The organism is Pseudomonas sp. 2848 (assembly GCF_003253945.1).
In the GTDB taxonomy this organism is placed as follows: Bacteria; Pseudomonadota; Gammaproteobacteria; order Pseudomonadales; family Pseudomonadaceae; genus Aquipseudomonas.
Map to the genome: position 1 here is coordinate 1 of NZ_QKZD01000025.1, position 8,650 is coordinate 8,650.

An 8,650-nucleotide genomic window follows, 5' to 3' on the forward strand; every position below is an offset into this window, starting at 1 on the left:
TTGGAGGCGAACGCCACGCGGTCCTGGCTATTGAAGTCGGCAAAACCGTTGTTGATCACCAGGCGCACGATGGCCCGGTGCGGCACCTGCACGCCTTTCGGCATGCCGGTGGAACCGGAGGTGTACATGATGTACGCCGCGCTGCCGGCGTCCACCGCCAGCCCCAGCGGCGCAGTCGCATAGGTGTTCAGGTCGAGCCGGTCGACTTCGACCCGGCGCGCCCCCACCACTTCGGGCTGGTCGCTGTGGGTCAGCAGCAGCGCCGCCCCGCTGTCGCCGACCATGAACGCCTGGCGTTCGACCGGGGCATTGCCGTCCAGCGGCACGAACACCGCCGCGCACTTGCTCACCGCCAGCTGGGCCGCCAGCAGGTCGAAGGAGCGTGGCAGCAACAAGGCCACGCGATCACCGGCGCGCACGCCCAGTTCCAGCAGATACCCGGCCAGCCGATTGGCCTGCTGGTCGAGGGCCTGGTAACTCCAGCGCCTTGTGCCATGGGCCACCGCCAGCGCATCCGGGCTGGCCTTGGCCTGCGCCTCGAACAACACATGCACGGGCAGATCACGTGGGTAGTCGGGCCCGCCGGCGTTGAATTGGCGCAGCACCCGCTCGCGCTCGGCTTCCGGCAAGCCATGCAGCCGGCTCAGTGGCATTGCCGGGGTATCCGCCAATGCCTCGACCAAGCGAGCCAGGGCCTCCTGCAACAACTGGCAGACCAAGCCGCCGTCCACGGCCGACACCGCTTGCACTGTCAGGGCGAACCCATCCCCCAGGTCGTCGACGCTGACCACCAGCGGGTAGTTGCTGCGCTCATGGGCGGCCAGCAGTTCGATCCCCTGCCAGGCCTGGGCCTGCTCCGTGCCGCCAGCCGCGCTGTGGCGGTAGTTCAGCAGGCTGGTGAACAGTGCCTGTGAGGCCGGAACACCGCTGCAGCGCTGGGCCAGGGCCAGGGAGGCCTGTTCATGGGCCAGCAGGCGCGCCAGGCGCTGGTGGGTCAGGCGCACGCCTGCGACCACGTCCATGTCGCCCACGCTGACCCGCAACGGCAGGGTGTTGATGAACATGCCCAGCGCCCGTTCGGACCCTTCGCCGCCTTGCAGGCGGCCAAGCAGCACGGTGCCGAACACCACCTCCTCACGGCCGGACAGCTGCGCCAGCACCTGCCCCCAGGCCTGGTGCACCAGGCTGGCGACACTGATCCCCAGCGCCCGCGCCTGACCGCGCAAGCGTTGCGCCAGGCTGTCGTCCAGGTACTGGCGATGGTCGAGCACATGGCTGCCATCGCCCAGCGCGTCACGCAGGCCGAACACCTCGGTCGGTTCGTCGATATCGCCCAGCAGCTCGCGGAACATTGCCTCCTGCGCCTGATTGTCATCGCGCAGTCGCGCATGGGCCACATAGTTGCGGTACGGCACGCTGTCGCCCTGAGGCTCGCGGCCCAGCAGCACATCGCCGACCTCCGCCACCAGCAGCTCCATGGCGGCATGGTCGAGGAGGATATGGTGCAGCAGCAGGGTTGCCTGCAATCGACCATGCTCCACACTGCTGCTCAGGTGCATCAAGGGTGCGCGCCCCAGGTCCAGGCGCACGCTGTCCAGTGCTGGCTGGATGTCCAGGCGCGCTTGGCGCCAGACCACCTGCACGGCCTCATCGAGCCCCTGCCAGTGCACGCTGGTGCGCAGGATGTCGTGACGGGCGATGACCTGGTTCAGCGCGGAAACGAAGGCGTCCAGCTCGGCCTGGCCGGCGAAGGCGAAGCCCAGTTGCAGCACATAGGGGTCGACCTCGGCGCTGGCCAGGTGGTGGTAGAGAATGCCCTGCTGCAACGGCGCCAGGGCATAGAGGTCCTGGACATTTGCCGCGCCGCCGGGGATCTGCCGCACGACCTGGTCGAGCGCCGCCTGGTCCAGTTTCGCCAGTGGCAGCATATCGACAGTGATGCGCTGACAATCGGCCGGAATGCGGTTGGCCGGCACCTCCACCACCACTTCGCCACCCACCGCCGCCGCCAGCGCCGCCAGGGTCGGCTGGCCGAACAGCACCCGCACATCCGCCGCGAGGCCCGCCTGGCGCATGCGCGCGGTCAGGGTAACGGCCAGCAGCGAGTGGCCGCCGAGCTCGAAGAAGTTGTCGTGGCGACCGACCGGTTCGACACCCAGCAACTCACGCCAGAGTTGCGCCAACAGGGTCTCGACCTCGCCTTGCGGCGCCTCGTAGACCTGCTGCGTCGCCTCTGGCTGCGGCAGCGCCTTGCGGTCCAGCTTGCCGTTGGGGCTCAGCGGCAGCGTCTCGAGGTAGGTGAACGAGGCTGGCACCATGAACTCCGGCAATTGGCCGAGCAGTGCCGCGCGCAAGGCCTCCGGCGCCTGCCGGGCGCCGGTGTAGTAGGCCAGCAGGCGCTGGTCGCGGGCCAGCACCACGGCTTCCTTGACCCCGTCGACGCGGGTCAGGCAGGCCTGGATCTCGCCCAGCTCGATGCGCAGGCCGCGCAGCTTCACCTGGTCGTCGTTGCGCCCGAGGTACTCCAGGTTGCCGTCGGGCAGATGCCGGGCCAGGTCGCCCGTGCGGTACAGCCGACCACCGGCCTGGCTGGCGAACCGATCGTCGAGGAAGCGCTCGGCAGTCAGTTGCTCGCGGTTGAGGTAGCCACGCGCCACCTGCACGCCGCCGATATACAGCTCGCCGGCCACGCCCCGCGGCACGGGCTGGCCGTGGGCATCGAGCACGTACAGCGTGGTATTGGCGATCGGCTTGCCGATCGGCGTGTTGTCCGGCGCCGTCACACAGTGCCAGGCGCTGACGTCCACCGCCGCTTCGGTCGGGCCGTACAGGTTGTGCAGCTCGACCATCGGCAGCTGTGCCTGGAAGCGCCGCACCAGGCTGCCGGGCAAGGCTTCGCCGCTGCACAGCACGCGCTTGAGGCGGTGCGGCAGGACATCGCCATGGGCGAGGAACACATCGAGCATCGACGGCACGAAGTGCAAGGTGCTGACCTGCTCGGCGCGGATCACCTCGCGCAGGTACTCGGGGTCGCGGTGCCCGCCAGGGCGCGCCATCACCAGCCGTGCCCCGGTCTGCAGCGGCCAGAGGAACTCCCACACCGACACGTCGAAACTGAACGGGGTCTTCTGCAGTACCACGTCGTCAGCGCCCAGGCGATAGGCGTCCTGCATCCACAGCAGGCGGTTGACCACTGCGGCGTGCTCGTTCATCACCCCCTTGGGCAGGCCGGTGGAACCGGAGGTGTAGATCACGTAGGCCAGGTGGCGCGGGGTCAACCCGGCCACCTGTGGCGCCTGTGCCGGTTGCTCCAGCCAGGTCGGCAGGTCGAGGTCGATCACCGGCACCGCGCCGGCCGCCGGCACATGGCGTGTGGCCGCGTGCACCAGCACCGCCAGCGGGGCGCTGTCGCCGAGCATGTGCCGGATGCGCTCGGCCGGGTACTCCGGGTCCACCGGCACATAGGCGCCACCGGCCTTGAGGGTGGCCAGCAGGCCGACCACCATCGCCAGGCCCCGCTCGACGCAGATCGCCACCCGGTCGTCGGGTTTCACGCCCAGGGCGATCAGGTGATGGGCCAGGCGGTTGGCCTGTTCATCCAGCTGGCGATAGCTCAGCTCGCCCTCCTCTGCTTTTACCGCCACGGCATCAGGGGTGCGCCGCACCTGGGCCTCGATCATTCCGTGAAGGGTCTGGTCGAGGTCGTAGGCCTGGGTCGTGTCGTTGAAAGCGCCCAGCACCTGGCGCCGTTCATCGGCGCTCAGCACGGGCAGACGCTGCAGTTGCTCCTCGGGGTGCTGTTCAAGCGCCAGCAGCAGACCGTCGAGCACCTGCAGCATCTGCGTGCAGACTCTTTGCGCGCCAACCTGGGCAGACACCTGCACGCCCAGGCGCAGGCCGTCGCCGAAATCATCCACGTTCAGGCTCAGCGGATAGTTGGTGCGCCCCTCGCTGCCCAGCGCCTCGATACCTTCCCAGGCTTGCGCCTGCGGCGCGGCCCGGCTGCTCTGGCGGTAGTTGAGCAAGGCGCTGAACAGCGGCAGCGGCGCCGCCACCTGGCTGCAGCGCTGGGCCAGGGCCAGCGAGGCGTGCTCGTGAAGCAACAGCGCCGAAAGCTCGCGGTGCGTGGCCAGCACGCCTTCGCGCACGCCGAGCTCACCCAGGTCGACCCGCAGCGGCAAGGTATTGATGAACATGCCCAACGCCCGTTCGCTGCCCTCGCCGCCCTGCAGACGGCCCAACAGCACGGTACCGAATACCACCTGGTCCTTGCCGCAGGCACTGCCCAGCAGGCGCGCCCAGGCCAGGTGCACCAGGCTCGCGGTGCTCACCCCCAGCTGGCGGGCCTGGTCACGCAGGCGGCCATAGCGGGCCCCCTCGAACTCGACCTCGGCCTCATCGAGCGCCAGCCCTTCGCCTTGTACCTCGCGCAGGCCGAACGGCAGGCTCGGCTCGTCGATATCGCCCAGGCGGGCGCGGAAGAACGCTTCATGCTCGGCCTCGCTGACGCCCTGGCGCGCCTGCACCACATAGTTGCGGTACGGCACCGACGGCGGCAGCGGCTCGTCGTGGCCCGACAGATAGCCGCGCAGCTCGGCCTGCACCGCCTGCATGGCGATGTGGTCGAGCACGATATGGTGGAACTGCAGCACCGCCTCGATCCGCTGGCTGCCCGGCACGGTGCGGTGCAGCAGCCTGATCAGCGGCGCCTGGCCCAGGTCCAGGCGTGCCAGGTGCTGCGCGTCGAGCGGCGCCAGTTGCAGCGGCGCCTGGCGCCAGACCACCTGCACCGGTTGCGCCAGGCCGTCCCAGAGCACCGCGGTGCGCAGGATGTCATGCCGGGCGATGACCTGCTCCAGGGCCTGGGCGAACGCCTGCAGGCGCGCCGGGCTGTCGAAGCGCAATTGCGCGCGCAAGGCGTACGGATCGGCGTCCGCGCTGCTCAGGTGCAGGTAGAGGATGCCTTCCTGCAACGGTGCCAGCGGGTAGATGTCCTGCACGTTGGCCGCGCCGCCCGGCACCGTGGCGATGATACGGTCGATGGCGGCCTGCTCCAGCGCCACCAACGGCAGCATGTCCGGGGTGATACGGGTGCAATCGGCCGGGATCAGGTTGGCCGCAACCGGCACCTGGCGGCTGTGCCCCAGGGTGGTTGCCAGCGCCGCCACCGTCGGCTGGCCGAACAGCGTGCGCACATCGGCTTGCAGGCCGGCCTGGCGCAGCCGCGCGGTCAGGCTCACGGCCAGCAGCGAATGGCCGCCCAGTTCGAAGAAGTTGTCGTGACGCCCTACCCGCTCGACACCCAGCAACTGCGCCCAGATTTCGGCCAGCAGGGTTTCCGTCTCGCCCTGTGGCGCTTCGTAGCCGCCCGCCTGCAGATCCGGCAGCGGCAGTGCCTTGCGCTGCAGCTTGCCGTTCGGGGTCAGTGGCCAGCTGTCGAGATGGATGAACAGCGCCGGCACCATGTACTCCGGCAGCTGTGCCAGCAAGGCCCGGCGCAGCGCGTCGGCCTGTTGTGGTTCACCCCGGTGATAGGCGACCAGGCGCGCACCGCTGTGCGGATGCGCGTGCACCAGCACCAGCGCCTCACGCACACCCGCGATCCGGTTCAGGCAGGCCTCGATCTCGCCCGGTTCGATACGCAGGCCGCGCAGTTTGATCTGGTGGTCGGTGCGGCCGAGGAACTCCAGTACGCCGTCCTGGCGCTGGCGTACCAGATCGCCACTGCGGTACAGGCGCTCACCGTCGACGAACGGGCTGGCGATGAAACGCTCGGCCTGTTGCTCCGGCAAGCCCAGGTAGCCCCGCGTCACCCCGGCCCCGCCGATGTGCAACTGACCGGCAACGCCGTACGGCACGGGCTGGTCGTGGGCGTCGAGGACGTACAGGCGGGTGTTGTCGATCGGCCGGCCAATCGGCAATGCGCCCGACGGCAGCGGGTCCCGTGCCTCCAGGGTCCAGACGCTGCAATCCACCGTGGTCTCGGTGGGGCCATAGACGTTATGCAGGCGCACCTGCGGCAAGCGCTCGCGCACCTGGCGGGCCAGGGCTTCGGTCAGCTCGCCACCACCGCAGACGATGTCGGTGAGGCTGGCGCAGGCGGCGCTGGCGTCCTCGTCGAGGAACTGCTGCAGCAACGCCGGCACGAACTGCACGACGCCGACTTGTTGCCGCTCAATCAGCTCGGCCAGGTACTGCGGATCGCGCTGACCATCCGGGCGTGCCAATACCAGGCGCAACCCGCTGCACAGCGGCCAGAACAGCTCCCACACCGAGGCGTCGAAGCTCACCGGGGTCTTGTGCAGCACCGCGCCTTCGCTCGGGAACAGCCCGGCGCTCCAGTGCACCAGGTTGGCCACGTTGCGGTGCTCGACCATCACCCCCTTGGGCACGCCAGTAGAGCCGGAGGTGTAGATCACATAGGCCAGGTGCTGCGAGGTCAGGCCAGGCACCTGCGGGTTGCTGTCCGGCAGGTCGCCCCACGTCGGCTGATCGAGGTCGACCAATGTCGCCGACGAACTCACCAGGGCGCGGGTGGCCTGTTGCACCAGCAACGCCCGCGGTTGGCTGTCGGCGAGCATGTGGCCGAGGCGCTCGGCCGGATAGTCCGGGTCGAGCGGCACGTAGGCGCCACCGGCCTTGAGGATCGCCAGCAGGCCGACCAGCAACGGCAGGCCGCGCTCGACGCAGATCGCCACCCGGTCATCGGGTTTCACACCCAGTTCGATCAGGTAATGGGCCAGGCGGTTGGCCTGGATGTTGAGCTCGCGGTAGCTCAGTTGCCCCGCCTCGGCGTGCACCGCAATCGCTTCCGGGGCGCGTGCTGCCTGCCGCTCGAACAGTGCCTGGATCGGCTGCTCGGAATCATTGGCCCGCGCCGTGGCGTTGCAGCCCTGCAACAGGTAGGCGCGTTCCTCGTCCTGCAGCACCGGCAGTTGCAGCACCGTCTGCCCGGTTTGTGCCTCCAGGCCTTCGACCAACGCCAGCAGTACCTGCCGCAGCTGCCCGCAGACCCGCTGGGCGCCAACCGTCGCCGGGGTCATGGCCACCAGGCGGAATCCTTGGCCCATGTCGTCCACGCTGAGGCTCAACGGGTAGTTGCTGCGCTCCTGGCCGTCGAGGAACTCGATGCCCTGCCAGTCCAGGCGCCGGGCTTCGCTGGCCTCCTGGCCGTGGCGGTAGTTGAGCATGGCGCTGAACAGCGGCGCCGGCGCCGGTACGCCGCTGCAACGCTGGGCCAGCGCCAGCGACGCGTGCTCGTGGACCAGCAAGGCGCTCAGGCGCTGCTGGGTCTGGCGCACCGCTTCGGGCAGGGCCGCGCCCTGCAGGTCCAGGCGCAGCGGCAGGGTGTTGATGAACATGCCCAGCGCCCGCTCGGCGCCCTCGCCGGCCTCCAGCCGGCCCAGCAGCACGGTGCCGAACACCACGCTGTCGCGGCCGCTGGTGGCGGCCAGCAGGCGGGCGAAGGCCAGGTGGAACAGGCTCGCGGGGCTGCTGCCCAGTTGCCGGGCCTGTTGGCGCAGGCGCGCGGCCAAGGTCTCGTCCAGCCACAGCTGGGCTTCCTCGATAGCCTGGCCATCGCCCTGCACGTCGCTCAGGCCGTAGGGCAGCGTCGGCTCGTCGATATCACCCAGCAGCTCGCGGAAGAACGCCTCGTGCTCGGCCTGGCTGACGCCCAGGCGCGCCTGGGCCACGTAGTTGCGGTAAGGCACCGGGGCCTGCAGCGGTGCCGTGGTGCCTTGCAGGTAGCCCAGCAGTTCCGCGCCGATGATCTCCAGGGCGGTGTGGTCGAGGACGATATGGTGGAACTGCAGCAGTGCCTCGACCCGTTGGCTGCCGGCATCGGCGCTGTACAGCAGGCGAATCAGCGGTGCCTGGCTCAGGTCCAGGCGTTGCAGGTCCTGCCCTTCGAGCGGTACGACCAGTAGCGGCGCCTCGCGCCAGACCACCTGCAGCGGTTGCGCCAGGCCCTCCCAGAGCACGGCGGTACGCAGCACATCGTGGCGTGCGATGGCCTGGCGCAATGCAGTGGCGAAGGCTTCGAGCCGCGCCAGGCTGTCGAAGGCCATGGGCGACTGCAGCACATAGGGGTCGTGCTGCGGCGAGCTGAGGTGGTGGTAGAGGATGCCTTCCTGCAACGGCGCCAGTGGGTAGATGTCCTGCACGTTGGCCGCGCCGCCCGGCACCGTGGCGACGATGCGCGCGATAGCGGCCGGTTCAAGATCCACCAGTGACAGCATGTCCGGGGTGATCCGGGTGCAGCCGCTCGGGATCCGGTTGGCCGGGACCTCGACCTGACGGCCCTGGCCCAGGGTCGCCGCCAGCGCCGCCACCGTCGGCTGGCCGAACAAGGTGCGCACGTCGGCCTGCAGGCCGGCCTGGCGCAGGCGCGCGGTGAGGGTCACCGCCAGCAGCGAGTGGCCGCCGAGTTCGAAGAAGTTGTCGTGGCGACCGACCTGCTCGATACCCAGCACTTCGGCCCAGAGCCCGGCGATGGCGGTTTCCACAGGACCTTGCGGCATGACGTAGTCCTGGGCGGCGAGCATGGCCGGTTGCGGCAGCGCCTTGCGGTCCAGCTTGCCGTGGCTGGTCAGTGGCAGTGCGTCCAGGCGGACCAAGGCCTGCGGCAGCAGATGCGCCGGCAGGCTGG

General features: G+C 69.6%; 1 protein-coding gene. It reads right to left on the reverse strand.

The features are described from left to right. Positions 1–8,650, reverse strand: an 8,650-nt coding sequence (locus DFS21_RS26355) for a non-ribosomal peptide synthetase (RefSeq protein ID WP_146603176.1), incomplete at both ends; no start/stop codon positions are given.